Genomic DNA, 15,659 nt, shown 5'->3' on the forward strand with positions numbered 1-15,659 from the left:
CCCTTCGCTGTTAATTGATTTTGACCATAGCGCCCTTAAGGGTTAGCATACCAGTGGCCTTGACCTCGAGCATGCCGTTTGATTGAAGCGTCAGCGACGCATCGGCCTCCACTTTTACCTGCGTGCCCTTCACGGTGACGGATTTCGTCCCCGTAACCTTAATGTCGCCCTGAGCATTCATCTCGATCGTTGATGTGGTCCCGCACTTGATCGTAATCTTCTTGCCGGTCTCATCCAGCTTTATCGACTGCTGCTTATCCTGCGTTTCCACCGTTACCGTCTTTTCTTTATCGGCGAAGGTAATATTATGCCCCTTTGAAGTCTTTATCGTTACCGTGCCGGCACTGCTCGTATCGTCAAACGTAATTTCATGGCCGGTCTTCGTCTTAATTTTACGTATATCATTTTTTTCGTTCGGCTCTGGCGGCTTCTGCTTCTTGCTCCACAATGAACCAATGACGACAGGCTGATCCAGGCGTCCCATTAAGAATGCTACTAGCACCTCGTCGTTCACTTCCGGCAAGAAAAGCGATCCCATATCGTTGCCGCCCATTAAGGTTGCAATGCGGATCCATTCCGTTTGCAATTCACCCTCTCGCAGCGGAAATTTCACTTTTACTCGGCCGAGCTTATCCGGGTCCTTGTTGTCGGTAACGATCGCATTCCAGACGCCGGACAGCTGCTCGGATTGCATGGAACGCTGATGCTGGTCAAAAAAACCAGGATACATCGTGCTCATATCGCATTCCCCTCCGTCTCAAAATAAATCATGTAGCCGCTCGTCGCGTCAAGCCGATGCGTTACCTTCGTTAATCGCAGCTGCTGATCCAGCTTCTCGCTGCCAAGCCCTTCGATCTTGATCAGCTCGCCTGGCTTCATCTCAGGAAACCCGATTGATGTGCCGTGTCCGATGACAAGCTCTCTCGATATCCGATCCAACATCGCTTTCGCAAGCGACTGCGCTTCTTCCATTGATGCAGCTTGCGTATAGACAACTTCCATTTTTTGAGAGGTAAGCATGCTCGCAACGCTAGGTCCGCTCTTTGTGTTCGACCCGATAACCGTTACCGAGCTTGCAACCGACTCGATGGCCTGCATCTTGTCCACGTCATAGCCGCGCACTTTGACCTGCGAGGTTTGGCTGGAAGCATCGACGGTAAGCGTGAATTGAACGAGATTTTTCCCATACTTAAGCGTAATGAGCGGTGCACCGGACGTTTTAGGCTTTTTGAAATAAAGCTTGGATGCCTCCACGTAAAAATGCCGATCATTGTCCATCGCTAGAGAACGAATGAAATGGTAGTCGCTGACCCCTATCTGCTCGATCGTCTTTTTGGTAACCGTCGTATCGTCCAAATCCACGGAAAGGCCGTAATTGCCAGCAATTTGTCTGACGACGTCTGTATCCTTCATTTGGTTCCACACCTTGGAATGCGCAGATTTCATCATAAGGAAAGATCTGTCCATTGCCGTTACGATTACCGTTGGACTTCCGTTGGATGGGAAATCTACCGAATAACCCGTAATAATTCCATCGAAAACGAGTGATTTCTTATCCGCATAGCCCAGCTTGATCTGCAGCTTCTTGCCAACCGTTATCGTTGATCCGACCCACTGCATGCGGGACTCGCTCCAGATGTAGCCGTTTGATATCGCAAATCGTGCAATGTCCGCTTGTGCATCCGTTGTCTGCTCAACATCGACCCATTCAACAGCCATATTTGAGAGCTTCGTTAATTGTCCTTCTATTAAAATATCTACTTCCGGCGCGTTGAAATCACCGTATTTGGATTCCAGGCTTTCAAAGGTAACGGCCACACTCCATCACTCCAATCTCGGAATCGTCAAGCTTCTTCCGGATAGCAGCATGCGTGGATTATCAATGCCGTTCGCTTCAGCGATATGTCGCCATGCCCCAGGATCTTCATATTCCTCTGCGGCAATCGACCACAGCTGATCACCCTGCTTGACCGTTTTTTGTTTCGTTCGATCGGCGGACTGACGGGGAATCTCCTGATATTGCTCTTTCATCGTCTGCGAGCTGAGCATGGATACCGTCAATGATGCGCGAACGGGTACACCTGTTTCCAGAAACATCGTATACTTTTGCGAAATGCTCGTAATTACCCCTTTGAAATCCAGAGAACCCCAAATGAACTTGCAGGTCGGCGGCGTATGCAGATCCGAATCGACATCGAGAATGCCTACGATTTTGGAGGTATGGGTTCGTACATCAATTCCAGCTTCATAGGTATCGAAAAACAAATTCAGCGTTAGCGTCGTCCGCTCACCGCTCGTGAATTGGGAGAGCGGGGTTTGCAGGCCGGCTATTTCCTGCTCTGAATATTGATTACCCGACTCCATTTCGTACTCGGTCGGGTTAAATAGGACGTCTACCTTCTCGGTTTCTTTTGAACGAAAAATCCAAAACTGCGCTTTGCTTAAAGTCATTGGCCATTCCCTCCTTATCCGGCTCCTCTAGTAGCCTCGTCTTCGCTGCTCCAGCTTCATCCTGCGCTCTAATGCTTGATATACTTGATCCGCTATCGCTTCCGGGCGAAGATGCGGAATTTTCATAATCATTTTTTGCAGCTTATCAGGATCCATCTCGCGCGGTGCCTCTACCTTAACCTGGCGCGGAGGCTCCTGCGGAGCTGCCTGCACGGGCTTATGGTGAGCAAGCGCTGGCATCGCGCCTCTATCCCTGGAAGCCGGCAGTGCCGCGCTGGCTTCCAGCCTTCCGAATCCATTGCGATTGCTGCCCTTTGCAGCATAGCTAAGCGATGCTTGCTCGCTAGCTGCAGCACTTGGCTGCACTTCGTTCTTTTGCAAGTCGTCGCCAGCCTGTACAAGCGTCGTCAATCCACGCAGCGCTGATTGGCTGCTTGCTTGTGCGGCGGCTGCGCTTTGGGAGCGCTTTTGAAGAGTGTGCAGCAGCTGTCTTCCCGTTCTCATGCCTTTGCTTGCAAATACAGCAGGCTGCACTTGCCGGTGCGTGCGGTCCGTTGCAGGTTTCACTGCACTCGATAGCTGTGCGCTGATTGGCCGCGTTTCTTCACCCTTGCGTTCCGCATCATCAGCTTCGATAGACAGCTTTCTCTGTACGCTCAGCGCTGGGTAAACGCGCATGACATCGGAAGCCTTCACTGCAGCCACTGATGAAGCTTTTGCCGCATTGTGCTGAATGTCAGCCTGCGGTGATCTACTCACAGCATTCGTAGAAAGCTTTGAGACGACCGCAGTGTGACGCAGCTGCTGCGACCGGCTTGGCTGGCCGGCTTGTCCGCGATCGAACCGCTGTATCAGCCTATTCGCTGACAGTCTGCTTAAATCAGCTGTAGCCCTGCGCGGCACAACTGCCGCTCTTGTCAAAGTATCTGGCGATGTAGACGGCAGGTTAGCTTGTGAATCATCGGATTGCTGGGAATGCTCTATTCCTCGAGCTGCTTTAACAATGAGCGGTTCTTTATGTCTTGCCTCCTGCTGAGCGTACATAGCCTGTGAACGCTGCGGCGGCTCGATAGAAGTATCACTTTGCAGCGCTGATACCTGATCGCTTGGCTTCGCCTGGATAGGATTCGCCTGCAAGCTTCGAGCAACAAGCTTGCTTTCAGCTTGTATAAGTTCGGCTTCCTGACGCTGCGGCTTTCTCGTTGCTTTAAAACTCGTGAGTGCATATGCATTTGCCGAAGCGTTATCGTTCGCCCTATGGGTAGCTTCAACTGCCGGGCGACTAGGACGTATGCCCTTCTTTGTCAATCCGCTATCGCTGGATTTCGTACTTCTCGTATTCTCATGCTGCTTATGCAAAAATCTTAGCGGGCTGCGTAAAAGCTTCGCTTTCGCATTCATTGACCGGGCAAGCCATTGTCCGCGCACTGTATTTTGCATGTTCATGCCCGCAGACTTCTCGGAATCACTTTGCAACTGCGCAGCTGCATATGTTAGTTGTGATGCTTGTTGCGTTTGGGACGCTTGCAGCGTCTTTGATGCTTGTGATGCTTTTGATGCTTGTTGCGTCTTTGTTGCTTGTGATGCTTGAGATGCTTGTGACGCTTGTGATGCTTGTTGTGCATTTGACGCATGTTGTGCTTGTTGCTTTGTTTGTAGTGCCTGTATATCCTTCAGTGAAGCTCCAGCGGCATATGTACGATCGACGCTATGTCCATCCGGATTCATTGGAGCGTCAGCAATTGTTGGTTTTCGATGAATCATTGCTTTGCGGCTTCGTGACGCGATTGGCTCATTCTGCTGCTTCCTTGTATCCGAAACGGTTTGCTGACCGTCTCTCTCCCTGATTTGACTCGCATCATTCGTTGCAGGCTGTCGTTGCGTCTGTAATAAGAACCGTTCAACCATTGGCTTGGATTGCCGCTCTTCAAATCGCCGCAAAATCAATGACATCGGTTTCGTCGATATGTTTTTTTCACCGCGTCCTGCTGTTTTATACAAAGCGGTTACAGAAGCTTGCGGCAACCCATGACTGAAATGCTGGCTCTGTCTATCCGATATTACTGGCAAAATTAAAGATGATTCCGTCATTTCATTGTTCTGTAATGAGCCTTTCACGGACCCGTCTGGAACGCTGCTTTTCTCAGGTGCCTTTTCTTTATTTGCTTGTGATTGGGCCGGTGGGTCCATGCTTGCTTTGTTCTGTCCAATACGCCCAGCTCTATGTGAATGATCGCCAGCATCGGAATGCTCCGATTGCGTGCGCTGTGTTCGATGGATGAAGCGCTTTGCAGATATCGCAAAGCTGTTTTTGTCATTTTGCTGCTTGGATTGTAAAGTCAATGACTGCGGCTTACGCTGCAGCGTCATCAATTGAAGCCTTACACGGTCATAATCAGCTATCGAGCCTGATATCACCCATTTGTTGGAATGGCGCGTTAGCTGTGTTTCAAATGGCTTGCTGGCTGTACGTCCAAAAGTATCATTCGTTCGAGAAGCTTTGACCTCGTCAGAATCCGCCTCATGCTCGTCGTACTTGTTGACAGCAGCATCTGACTGCTGCTCTTTCGTTTGCTTAGGAGTGGTGCGATGCTCCAGCGCTTGCCGCCTATTCCCGCTCACAAGCTTGCTCTTGCTGCCATCCTCCTGCCTCAGCCCCTCGGACCGCTTCGCTGCCTCGCGCTGCTCCAAACCCGCAGTCGACGCGCCTCGCTCCGTCTCCTGCCTCAGCCCCTCGGACCGCTTCGCTGCCTCGCCCTGCTCCAAACCCGCAGTCGACGCGCCTCGCTCCGCCTCCTGCCTCAGCCTCTCGGACCGCTTCGCTGCCTCGCGCTGCTCCAAACCCGCAGTCGACGCGCCTCGCTCCGTCTCATGCCTCAGCCTCTCGGACCGCTTCGCTGCCTCGCGCTGCTCCAAACCCGCAGTCGACGCACCTCGCTCCGTCTCCTGCCTCAGCCCCTCGGACCGCTTCGCTGCCTCGCGCTGCTCCAAACCCGCAGTCGACGCACCTCGCTCCGTCTCCTGCCTAAGCCCCTCGGCTGACTGCTCCTGCCGAGACCATGCCCGCCTTGCATTCGTTAGCTGCATCGGCTTGAAACTTGATGCTGCGCCAGAACGAGGCGCAGACGATAGAAGCTGTACTTTTTCTTCAGCCAAGGGCTTTCGAAGCTCCCTTAGCCCGCGAATTGATTGAATTCGAATACCCGGCTGAAGTCTTGCTTCAAGCCATTTATAATAATCCGCAAGCTGCGCAGCTTTCAGCGCCTTAACAGGTCTGCCGTTCACTTGCGGTACTGGTCCAATTGACAATTCAGGATTAAGCTTTACGGTATGATTTAAATGTTGCTTATGCTCTTCCGAATGAACTTTGTCGGTATGAGCATTCTCTTTCTGATGCTTTTCACTATGTTCTAGCCGCTGTTCCAGCTGTTTCCTAGTGTTTTTCGCTATATGTCCGATATTTTTGCTCTTGTCTGATTCAGACTTTTCAACTTGCTGCTTAAAGCTGCTAACGCTCTTTTCGGTTTGCTTTCGATTCTGCTCTAGTGCCAAGTCTGATTGCTGCTTCATGCTGCGCACTGTTTTTTCAAGTTCTTTCGTGCTGCTTTGAGCTTTTGTTTCCAATTGCTTGACGATCTGCTTGCTTCGCTTCACCTCAATTGCGGTATCTGCTTCAGCAGGCTGCTTCATAGCCATTTCCCTTACCGTTCTTTGCTCTCTTATGACATGCGTCACGTCACGAAACACTATTTTCTCGCGTTCGACCGTCACGCGTTCACGCTCGATGATTCGTTCAACCCTGCGTTCTGCACCTGGCAGCATTGTTTTCTTGTTCTGTTGCTTTGGTGCTTCCGGCTTAGGAGCAACGACTTGGATATGCAAGGTTTGCTGAGTAATGCTCGGCTGGCTTTTAAGTACATGCGACATGGCTGCGCGCTCAAAACGATTGCGTCCAGCGGTAGTTTTATATTTATTCAAGATGCCTCCGGCAAACGGCTGAACCGACGTTGATTGCGTTGTCGCAGCTTTGCTCGTTCGGTCCGCTATATGTTTCATCCGCAGCATCCTCCTATTTGCATTCAAATGACCTCTATTTAGCTATAGATCTATTAGTTCTTCAGCTTTATCAGCTCTTTCAGTGCTTTCAACTCTTTCAGCTTTATCAGCTCTTCAACTCTTTCAGCTCTTTCAACTCTTTCAGCTCTTTCAGCTCTTTCAGCTCTTTCAGCTCTTTCAGCTCTTTCAGCTCTTTCAACTCTTTCAACTCTTTCAGCTCTTTCATATCTTCAACTCTTTCAACACTTTCAACACTTTCAACACTTTTAGAGCTTCACGCTTATGCCTGAAAATCTCCATACAAACCGCTATGAATGATTTCAATCGTTTCAACGGCTACGTCGCTCGTGCTCGCATTGAGCTGCGGCCCCGTCCACTTCACCGGATACGCGTCAAAAAAACTCCACCGTCCAAATTCCGTACCATCTGCAGACTGAAGCACAATCGCGCCGGTCTTGCGCTCAATCGTTCCCTCAATCGTGCTTTCATACCAGCTCCAAAGCGCCGGGGACTTGGTCATGCCCTTGCTCAATACAAGATTAGGAAAGCGGACGCCCTTTGGCAGCTTATGGACATAACCATTAACTCCGCCTTCGCGGTACTCTTCAATTTCCGTTTCTGCTTCCAGACCGGATACTTGAGAGAAACCCGCCACAAAAATATCGTCCAGCTCTATCCAAAACATAAACGTTGTCGCTACATCGTGAAAGCGACCCTTCTCTTGCCCCTTCATGACTGCCATAGCGCAGCGTCACCTCTTTCCGAATACGTCGAAAATGTTTTTCTTGCTGCTGTCTGTGTCATCATTCATCTTGCGGTTGATTCTCGAAATTTCGTCGCACCAGCGACGGCGCTCCGCATGCTCCATATTCATAATGTCATCATGCGACCAATGGAAATAATAAGCGACGAAGCCGACCTCCTCGTACAGCCGGTCAACCGGGTACCCTAGGAGAGAGCTTCCGTTAAGGACAAAAAATCGACAGCCACCTCGAACTCATGATCGCATTTCGGACAAACGGTAAGCACTTTAGGGGCTTCCAAGTCGTTAATTTGGCGATATAAGTTTTGCAAATAGGCTAGGTCTGCTGTAAATAGCTTCTCAATCAGCTTCGTATCAATATGTCTGACATCACCGAGCTTTGTTACTACCCTTGCCATCAGAATGACTGTCAAATAGCTGGGGTTGGACTGTACACGCGGGTCCTTCATCGGCAAAATCTCATCGGCAGCGGTAGCAAGCCGCATGATGCCTCTGCGATGCAAATTCCCTTGATCATCGACATAGCCGCGCGGTAATTCAAATTCATATTCCGTTTGAAATGCCATTGCTGTTTCACTCCAATCATTTCCTATGGCTGCTGCTTTTAAAAAAGCGGAAAACAAGAGAGGAGCAAGCGATTACTCACCCGCTGCCATCCCTTGTTCACCATCATGCATGCTCTAATTACGTTGTACTTACGCTGAGCGCTCCAAGCCCTCATGCGCGAATTCAATAAGCTCCAGCGCAACTTCATTGCCGGTACCGTTGAAGGTAGGCGCAGTGTATTTAACCGGCCATGCTTCAATAACCTGCCATGTTGCTACGTCTTCGCCTTCTTCGTCAAGCGCGATGATCGTAATCGTCTTACGCTCGATCGTGCCTTGCGCACATTCCTGAATCCATTCGTACAGCTCCATGGATTCTGTCGTGCCCCATTTCAATGTAATATTGCCGTATTTAATCAAGCCTGGAAGCTTGCGGGGTGTAATTACTTCATTACCCTCGCGGTATTCGACAACATCAAAAGTTGCCTCGAATCCAGAAACCTCGCTAAAACCTGCTTGCTCTAAACCTTCTACTTCGACGCGGAATCTAAAATTCCGATATGGATCAATACGATCTCCTGGCATGTGGATCCCCTTCCGTTATTCGATATGGAAGCAAATGATTATTCAGAGCCTGTCTTCTGAGTGATGCGGAACACGACAAATTCAGCTGGTTTCACCGGCGCTACGCCGATAACGCATATTAGGCGACCGTTATCGATGTCATCCTGTGTCATCGTGGAACGGCCGATTTCAACGTAAAACGCTTCTGAAGGGTTCGTACCCGACAAAGCGCCGTCACGCCATACTCTAGTCAAGAAGGCTTCGATTGTACGCTGTACGCGCGCCCATAGCTGCTCGGTATTCGGCTCGAATACGACCCAGCTTGAACCATTTTTGATGGAGCCTTCAATGAAAATGAATAAACGACGTACGTTGATATATTTCCAAAGCGTGTTCGATGAGCATGTGCGTGCTCCCCATACGCGAATGCCTTGACCCGTGAACGCACGAATTAAGTTAACGCCTGCAGGGTTCAAAATGTCTTGCTCGCCATTGTTGTATTGCACGTCTAGACCAACTACGCCGCGAAGCGTTTCGTTAGCTGGTGCCTTCTGTACGCCGCGCGTCGTGTCCGAACGGGAGTAAACCCCTGCAATAGTACCGGACGGCGGAACAAAAATGTTGCGTTTGTCGAGCGGATCAAACACTTGCAGCCATGGGTTGTACAGCGCGCAATAGCTGGAATCGAACAAATCGCGATGAGCGAGCACGTCCTGTACTTTCGTTGCTTCGCGAGGAAGATCGAGAATCGCAAAGCGGCTTCCCAAAATTTCGCAATGTGCAACAAGGGACAGCTGTACGTTCGGATCCGTAACGCCTGGAATTGCCATAATGCTTACTACATCATTATCAATAAACGATTGAATGCCCGTTCTTTTGCCAGGACCGAAATCTTCGCCGATAAAGTCAGCAGCCGATAGGCTTGCCGCAGTGCCGTCGCTACCGCCTGACAATAGAATTTCGAATACAGCAGCGTCTGCGCCCGCAATTTGCTCAAGCGGAGCTACATTCGCATCCGAAGCCTTAAGCACTTGCACCGTAGCGATATTCGAACGGGAAATCAGCTTCTCTACGTAGTTCGGCGCTTCTGGATTAAGAGATGCCTTCTCGTAAGTTTCCGATTCCGTGCCGTAGAGCACGTTCACCGTGAATTCAGAGGTGCTCAATACCTTTGTCGGCACGAGTGCCGTATCCACTACGTCGCCTTTCAGCTCTTCCGCAAGCTCGATCACTTGATCATGCACGGATACGATGCGGTTGTATTGCTTTTCCGTACCGTTTGCAAATACAACAACGTCGCCTGCATAGAAGCCCGCTGCGTTCTTCACGCGATAGCGATTGCCTTCGCTTGCTTCGAAGATCGGTGTTTTTGCTTTGCTTGCAGGTACGATAACAACGCGGATCTGATTTCCCCATGCGCCTGGATTTTTAGCGGCAATAGAGAGAACAGAATCCTTTTGCGTTTCATTCGAAGCCGTTTTGGCATCCGAAGGCGCTACCCGTGTTATGAAGCAGCGGGAACCTCCGTTTGTGAAAAACTGATTAACGGCGTAAGCAAGGAAACGATACGAGCCGAACGCATTCTCAGATAAATAAGAACCGTATACACGCCCGAAATCAGCTGGACTTGTAATAAGCTGCGGCAATCCTTCGACTGGTCCGCGAGCAGCAAGACCGATAAAGCCGGCTGTGCTTGTGCTGACACCCTCCAGCGGTTTGGCGCCGCTTTCGAATTCCTCCACATAGACGCCTGGCGATAAATACTCAGCCATGTGTGATCTCCTCTCTGAATCTATTTATGTATTAGGTAACGGCAGGCCATATTCTCCTTCGTCAACCCCAAGACCAATTGAAATGCGGCAGATTACTTTTTATTCTATTTAAGAATCAAGGTCTGCGCAGTTGTAACTTCCCCGGCTCGTGCTGTCAGCTCGGCCGTAGTGCTGCTTTCTCCGTACGAAGCAACTGCTTTGACGACGAAAGAACGCGGCAGCGTACCCCGAAACGGAAGAATGACAATTCCGTTATGAGCGCTTTGCGTCTGCACGGCCGGCAGCAGCGACGCGCCTCTGCGATAGCTTTGCTGCAGCGGATTTTCGAAGCGCAGCCAGCCGCCCGGCAATACCTCGGCTACTTGTACAAGTTCCTCGTTGCCCTGCCCTCTTAGCAGCAAGCATTCTCCGGCAACTGTCTGTCCCTGCAGCAATCCAATGATCGCAGCATCTACTCCTGCAGCCAACGTATCTTGAGCGATTCTGCCTCTGGCAGCTTGATCTTCGCTCGCGTATGCCCATACGTCTGCACCGGCGCAAGGAGCGCCAGAATCATCGCAAAGCGGAAAAGCGAGCGCAGTCGAGGCTGACGGATAAGCGTAGCCCGGGCTTGGGAGCAAAGGAACGGTAACTACCGGATTTAATTTATTCAAATCTGCTGTTTCAATTAATCGTTTGTAGGGTATAAAGCTAGGTGAGGTAACCGTAAGCAAGTAGCTGCCCGGCGGAAGATCAAGAAACAAGTAGGTCCCGTCAGGCTTTCGGACCGGTTTCTTCTGGACGCCTTCGAGGGACACGCTCAGCGCCGAAGGTGCCGGCTGGCGTCTTGTCCAGATGTCGATAGGCGCCACAACGAGCGAACAATGTGTAATGCTGATGGAACGCAGCTGTGACAAATTAGCCACCGCCCTTTTCTTCAAGCACAATATGGCGCTCGACGACACGGGAAACAGACTTGACTCGGTTCGAGTCGAGCATGACTGGACCTACGCGGTAGACGACAGAAAGCTTGTACGGCATATCGCCGAACTGCCACAATTTCATTAATTCGTCACCCTCTAAGCTCATAAGAGCAAGCCTTATCGGGCTACCGACTTCGGCAAGCGTCCCTTCTAGGTAGGGCCCGCTGAGCACGCCATTATCGTACAGCACCTGCATCGCTCGTCCCAATATCCGATGCTCGTCCAAAGATCTAGTCAACCGATCTGCATTGGAATGCGCTGTCATGATGAAATAAAAATCCAGCGCCTGAGGCGGGTATTGCAGCACCCCTCCGCGGTCTATCATGCCGGTACGTCGCGATTCTCCGTTCTCTTTAACATTGTAAAGGAAGAGGGACAGCGCTAGGTCTCCTGCATCACGGGGCGAAGCCATGCCGATCAGGTCGGGGCGAGGCACAGGGTCGGGCGTTAGATGATCGCGTAGCAAGCGCAGCAGACTGGCTCCCAAATCCGCAATGACCGTATATCCTCCCATTTGCCTATCACTCCCACAATTACGTAATGATAAATCTATTTGTATACGAATTCTATTATAGCTTCTCTACTACCAATTGACTACGCAAAATTACTCATTTTTTGTCAATTTTACACGGAATACACAACAATCTATCAAAAAAACTCACACGCAATGGCAATTGGGAAATTCATCCTGTCAATTGTAAGGCTCAAATGACTCCTTAACGACAATTTTGCCCATCTTATGAAGCTCTTGGCGGGTGGCCCGAACCATATGGCGCATGCCGATAGAAGCTTGCTCCGCCGCTGCCATAAAGGCGGCCGACAAGACGATATTTTTAATATGCCCGCCGGAGGCGTCTACGCGTGCAGCAAGGAACGGCAAGTCCAAATCCGAGTCAAGCGGAGCGTCTAGAGGCAGCAAGGAACGGAAAATCTGCTCACGCTGCGCAGCGTCCGGGAAAGGAAATTTTACGATCACCTGCATTCGCCGCAGGAAGGCCTCATCCATATTCTGCAGCAAATTTGTCGCTAGAATAGAAACGCCGTCAAAGGTTTCGATTCGCTGAAGCAAATATGCAGCCTCCATATTCGCAAAGCGGTCGTTCGAATCCTTCACTTCCGTCCGTTTGCCGAACAGTGAATCCCCTTCATCAAAAAATAAAATAGCGCCGCTGTTCTCCGCTTCGGCAAACAGCTCCCTTAAATTCTTCTCTGTTTCTCCAATATATTTGCTCACTACGCGAGAGAGATCGATACGATAGAGTTCAAGCCCCAATTCACCCGCAACCACTTCCGCTGCCATCGTTTTGCCTGTTCCGGGAGGACCCGCAAAGAGCATGCTCAGCCCGCGTCCATAGGGAAGCTTCTGCCCGAAGCCCCACCGATTAAAAACCGTTTCGTTATATTTATGCCTGCTGCAAGCATCCCGGAGCAATTCTAACGGCTCTTCGGGAAGAATAAGATTATCCCAAAGACGAACGACCTTCTGCTTTACTGCAAGCTCTGACAGCTTATGCTGTACTTGGCTTCTAGACGCAGATGCGTAATCGTCAAGCGTCGGATATTCATGCTTGCTTCGCGCAGCAAGGCGCTCTGCTTGCATGCTCATGCCCCCAATCTGTCCCGCTGTGAATGCGTATTTATCCGCGATGCGCTTTAACAGCTCCTGATCAACGCCTTCCGGGCTGCAGCGCTGCCATAATTGCAGACGCACTTCAGCGCTAGGAACCGCCAGCTCCTGATTGATTACTGCGCCGCCGCGCGGTATTGGAAGCTGCGATGGACGCCTTTCCAGTCGCGTCAGCCATAAGAGCACCGGGCGACTTGAAACCTCACCATACGCAAACAGCGCTGATCTGATCCGCTCCTGCAAAGGTGGCCAGCCCTCGGAAGCTGCAAGCTCGCTCTCCCCTTCATCGAAGCAGAGCATCGCATCCGACAGCAGCGCTTCTCTTACGATATTTCGCAGTTGCTCTCCTAAGGCATCGCCGTCTCGCGCAAGCTTATCCAGCTGTACGACCAGCAGCGGCTGCTCCATTGCATGGGCAAGATGCCTAGCATGCAGCTTTTTCCCTACACCCGAAGGGCCGCTGAGCTGAATAAACGGCAAGCTCCTGATTCCGCCTCGCTCATAGGGCGTTTCCTTATCATCACGCTTGCGCTCCAACTCCACAGCAAGTCTGAGGCTTGCCTGCACCTCTTCGTCGAATGCAAGCTCGGGCGCCTGCTCCTGAAAGTCAAATCTGGCGCAGACGTCGGCGATTCGCGCATCGAGACGCTCTGTCTCCAGTAGAAACGAAATGATTCGCGCATCCATCCGAAGCGGCTGCTTGAGCGTGCTGCGCTCGGCAGCCGCCTTATCCGTACGCAGCACAAATCTGCTTAGCGTCGAGTATCCTGCAAGCAGCGAGCGCAGGAAATAGCTGTCCTGCTCCCCGTCCCCAAGCAGCCTGAGCGCCAGCTCTGCGGTTGGAACACGCAGCGTGACGTCGTCGTTCAAGTAGCCGAACCAGCTCTCGTAACGCGTGTCGAGCTCAGTTGCAAGGCATAGCAGCACGCAGCGCTTCTCCCAGCTGCCGAGGCGCAGCCGCCATGACAAATAAGCGAACGGGAGAATTTTCCCTTCGCCTATGCTGTCATTTACATGCTGCAGCATTGCCTGCTCCTCTTCGATTCTATAGCTTCTGAATGAAGCAAGCGTGTCCTCATCGTCAAGCCATTCGCTATCTTGCAGCGATCGCTCAATATCCGCAGGGCTGACCATAAGCCCACGCATTGACATCGGTGTTTGTCCATCGATTTCCTTGCTTTCGAAATCAGCAAGAAGAATACGCATTCCCCGCTCCAGCACGGCAAGCTCATCGCGCAAATATGCTAACCCCGTCTCATATAATCGCATAATCCTACTCCCTTATCGGAAGGCATCCTCGCTTATCGGCGCATGAGGCATAATACCGCAATGTCGTCTGATTGAGGCGCGCCGTCCGCGAACATGAATACGTCCATCAGCAGCGCATCAATAATCTCTGCGCTGGAATAGCCGGATGTTTGTGACAAAAACTGCTGCAGCCGATTCGTTGAATACTGCTCCTGATGCGCATTCTCGGCTTCGGTAATCCCATCTGTATAAAGCACGAAACGATCTCCGCGGTCCAGCGCTATCGTCTGGTCACGGTAAGTAAATTCAGGGAACGAGCCCAGCGGGATTCCTTTGGGCAGCTTGATCGGAATGACAGTCCCGTCCTCTTTCACGATATAAGGCGTACAATGTCCCCCGTCGCTAAGTACGACCTCGCCGGTCGTTATGTTGAGCACGCCGCACACGATGGTCGCGAACAGCTGGGCGTTGTCCGTGCATAGCTCATCATTAACCTTCTCGAGCAGCTCGCCCGGTGTAAGATTAGAATTCATTTTCCCCTTGATAAGAGACAGTGTCATAGCCATGAATAGCGCCGCCGGTATGCCTTTGTCGGATACGTCGCCAAGCGTGAAGAACAGATGGTTCTCGTCGATTTTGAAAAAATTGTAGAAATCGCCCCCAACTTCCTTCGCCGATTTCAAGAGCGCGCATACATCAAACGGCTCATTCGCCGAAGGCATCGTCGTCGGCAGAAAGCTCAGTTGGATGCTTCCCGCAATCTGCAGCTCGTTTTCCAAACGATCCTTAAGCGCTGTCGCATATTGCAGCTCGCTAACCGATACCTCAAGCGCTTCGTAAAGTCTGGCGTTATCGAGCGCAAGCGCCAACGGGCCGGCAAACTTCGTCAGCGTTTCCAGATCAGCCTCCCGAAACGGTGTTCCGCCACTCTTCGCCGACGCCTCCAGCACGCCAACCTTCCTCCCTCTGGCGATCATAGGCACAATTACTTTATTGTCTTTGAAGCTCCCGCTGCTATCGATCAGAGCCGTCCCCGATGTCTCCGAACCTTGGATATCCTCATCGCATGCGAGAGCGACAGCCGCCTCGTCAGCGAAAATGAGCTGCTTGGCTGCCTCGTTGACGGACCCCAGCAGCTCTGGCTTATGCAAGGAAGAATGAACCTTCGTGCTCAAATCAAACAGCATTTCCGCACGTCTCAGCTTCGAAGCAAGCTGACGGTTGCGAATGAATAAATATGACGCGGCGCCGAGGCCAGCTGCACCGATAACTAAATAGAGTAGAGACAATATGTGTACCGCCTTTCCCCATACAGCTCAGAAACCATTATACGCCCGCTCCTATTTTCTCCAGGGCCTCTTCACGCGTTGCTGCCATTTCCAATATCGTCGTAAAGCCTGACATTTCGAAAACATCGTATACCTGCTCGCCAAGACAAGCGCATACCATTCGTCCCTTGGACGCTCTGAGTTTCTTCGCCGCTACGAGAATAACACGCAGCCCTGCGCTGCTTATGTATTGCAGATTGGTAAAATCAAATATGAATAGCTGCTTTCCGTCGGCAAACAGCTTAAGGAACGCCTGCTCCGCAACAGTAGCATTGTTGCCGTCCAGTCTGCCCTCAAGTGGAATAATCGTGACCCCGTTCAGCTCAGTTGCTTCTATATTCAT

Annotated in this window: 14 protein-coding genes; all 14 read right to left on the reverse strand. The window is 51.2% G+C overall.

Going from position 1 to position 15,659, the window contains the following annotated elements; genetic code table 11:
* Positions 1 to 10: 10 nt before the first annotated feature.
* The gene (locus FHS16_RS21020; RefSeq protein WP_221226433.1) at positions 11 to 739 is read right to left on the reverse strand and encodes a phage baseplate assembly protein V; all 729 of its coding nucleotides are present in this window, start codon (positions 737 to 739) and stop codon (positions 11 to 13) included.
* The gene (locus FHS16_RS21025) at positions 736 to 1,818 is read right to left on the reverse strand and encodes a phage late control D family protein (protein ID WP_183567282.1); all 1,083 of its coding nucleotides are present in this window, start codon (positions 1,816 to 1,818) and stop codon (positions 736 to 738) included. The genes FHS16_RS21020 and FHS16_RS21025 overlap by 4 nt, the downstream gene beginning before the upstream one ends.
* Before the next feature lie 6 nt (positions 1,819 to 1,824).
* On the reverse strand, positions 1,825 to 2,451 hold the full coding sequence (locus tag FHS16_RS21030) for a CIS tube protein (RefSeq protein WP_183567285.1): 627 nt from the start codon (positions 2,449 to 2,451) through the stop codon (positions 1,825 to 1,827).
* Positions 2,452 to 2,478: 27 nt separating this feature from the next.
* Positions 2,479 to 6,507, reverse strand: a complete 4,029-nt coding sequence (locus FHS16_RS21035) for a hypothetical protein (protein ID WP_183567288.1) — start codon at positions 6,505 to 6,507, stop codon at positions 2,479 to 2,481.
* Positions 6,508 to 6,787: 280 nt separating this feature from the next.
* Complete coding sequence (locus tag FHS16_RS21040) at positions 6,788 to 7,249, reverse strand: phage tail protein (RefSeq protein WP_246431886.1); 462 nt, start codon at positions 7,247 to 7,249, stop codon at positions 6,788 to 6,790.
* Positions 7,250 to 7,258: 9 nt separating this feature from the next.
* Positions 7,259 to 7,438, reverse strand: a complete 180-nt coding sequence (locus tag FHS16_RS32480; RefSeq protein ID WP_312891019.1) for a DUF6760 family protein — start codon at positions 7,436 to 7,438, stop codon at positions 7,259 to 7,261.
* A gap of 17 nt (positions 7,439 to 7,455) precedes the next feature.
* The gene (locus FHS16_RS21045) at positions 7,456 to 7,836 is read right to left on the reverse strand and encodes a phage tail assembly protein (protein WP_183567291.1); all 381 of its coding nucleotides are present in this window, start codon (positions 7,834 to 7,836) and stop codon (positions 7,456 to 7,458) included.
* A gap of 129 nt (positions 7,837 to 7,965) precedes the next feature.
* The gene (locus FHS16_RS21050; protein ID WP_138752594.1) at positions 7,966 to 8,400 is read right to left on the reverse strand and encodes a phage tail protein; all 435 of its coding nucleotides are present in this window, start codon (positions 8,398 to 8,400) and stop codon (positions 7,966 to 7,968) included.
* Between the two features lie 38 nt (positions 8,401 to 8,438).
* Positions 8,439 to 10,151, reverse strand: a complete 1,713-nt coding sequence (locus FHS16_RS21055; RefSeq protein ID WP_183567295.1) for a phage tail sheath family protein — start codon at positions 10,149 to 10,151, stop codon at positions 8,439 to 8,441.
* A gap of 104 nt (positions 10,152 to 10,255) precedes the next feature.
* On the reverse strand, positions 10,256 to 11,047 hold the full coding sequence (locus tag FHS16_RS21060) for a peptidase associated/transthyretin-like domain-containing protein (protein ID WP_183567299.1): 792 nt from the start codon (positions 11,045 to 11,047) through the stop codon (positions 10,256 to 10,258).
* Position 11,048: 1 nt separating this feature from the next.
* Positions 11,049 to 11,627 carry a Pvc16 family protein gene (locus FHS16_RS21065; RefSeq protein WP_183567302.1) on the reverse strand — a complete coding sequence of 193 codons (579 nt, stop codon included), beginning with the start codon at positions 11,625 to 11,627 and terminating at the stop codon, positions 11,049 to 11,051.
* Between the two features lie 177 nt (positions 11,628 to 11,804).
* Positions 11,805 to 14,009, reverse strand: a complete 2,205-nt coding sequence (locus FHS16_RS21070; protein ID WP_183567305.1) for an AAA family ATPase — start codon at positions 14,007 to 14,009, stop codon at positions 11,805 to 11,807.
* Positions 14,010 to 14,041: 32 nt separating this feature from the next.
* Complete coding sequence (locus FHS16_RS21075; protein WP_183567308.1) at positions 14,042 to 15,277, reverse strand: PP2C family protein-serine/threonine phosphatase; 1,236 nt, start codon at positions 15,275 to 15,277, stop codon at positions 14,042 to 14,044.
* Positions 15,278 to 15,314: 37 nt separating this feature from the next.
* Complete coding sequence (locus FHS16_RS21080) at positions 15,315 to 15,659, reverse strand: STAS domain-containing protein (RefSeq protein ID WP_183567311.1); 345 nt, start codon at positions 15,657 to 15,659, stop codon at positions 15,315 to 15,317.

Source organism: Paenibacillus endophyticus (genome assembly GCF_014192395.1).
In the GTDB taxonomy this organism is placed as follows: Bacteria; Bacillota; Bacilli; order Paenibacillales; family Paenibacillaceae; genus Pristimantibacillus; species Pristimantibacillus endophyticus.

Coding starts and splice junctions, on each gene's coding strand:
- FHS16_RS21070 (WP_183567305.1), bottom strand. CDS start 14,009: ATGCGATTATATGAGACGGGGTTAGCATATTTGCGCGATGAGCTTGCC.
- FHS16_RS21050 (WP_138752594.1), bottom strand. CDS start 8,400: ATGCCAGGAGATCGTATTGATCCATATCGGAATTTTAGATTCCGCGTC.
- FHS16_RS21040 (WP_246431886.1), bottom strand. CDS start 7,249: ATGGCAGTCATGAAGGGGCAAGAGAAGGGTCGCTTTCACGATGTAGCG.
- FHS16_RS21020 (WP_221226433.1), bottom strand. CDS start 739: ATGAGCACGATGTATCCTGGTTTTTTTGACCAGCATCAGCGTTCCATG.
- FHS16_RS21055 (WP_183567295.1), bottom strand. CDS start 10,151: ATGGCTGAGTATTTATCGCCAGGCGTCTATGTGGAGGAATTCGAAAGC.
- FHS16_RS21080 (WP_183567311.1), bottom strand. CDS start 15,659: ATGAATATAGAAGCAACTGAGCTGAACGGGGTCACGATTATTCCACTT.
- FHS16_RS21030 (WP_183567285.1), bottom strand. CDS start 2,451: ATGACTTTAAGCAAAGCGCAGTTTTGGATTTTTCGTTCAAAAGAAACC.
- FHS16_RS21045 (WP_183567291.1), bottom strand. CDS start 7,836: ATGGCATTTCAAACGGAATATGAATTTGAATTACCGCGCGGCTATGTC.
- FHS16_RS21065 (WP_183567302.1), bottom strand. CDS start 11,627: ATGGGAGGATATACGGTCATTGCGGATTTGGGAGCCAGTCTGCTGCGC.
- FHS16_RS21035 (WP_183567288.1), bottom strand. CDS start 6,507: ATGAAACATATAGCGGACCGAACGAGCAAAGCTGCGACAACGCAATCA.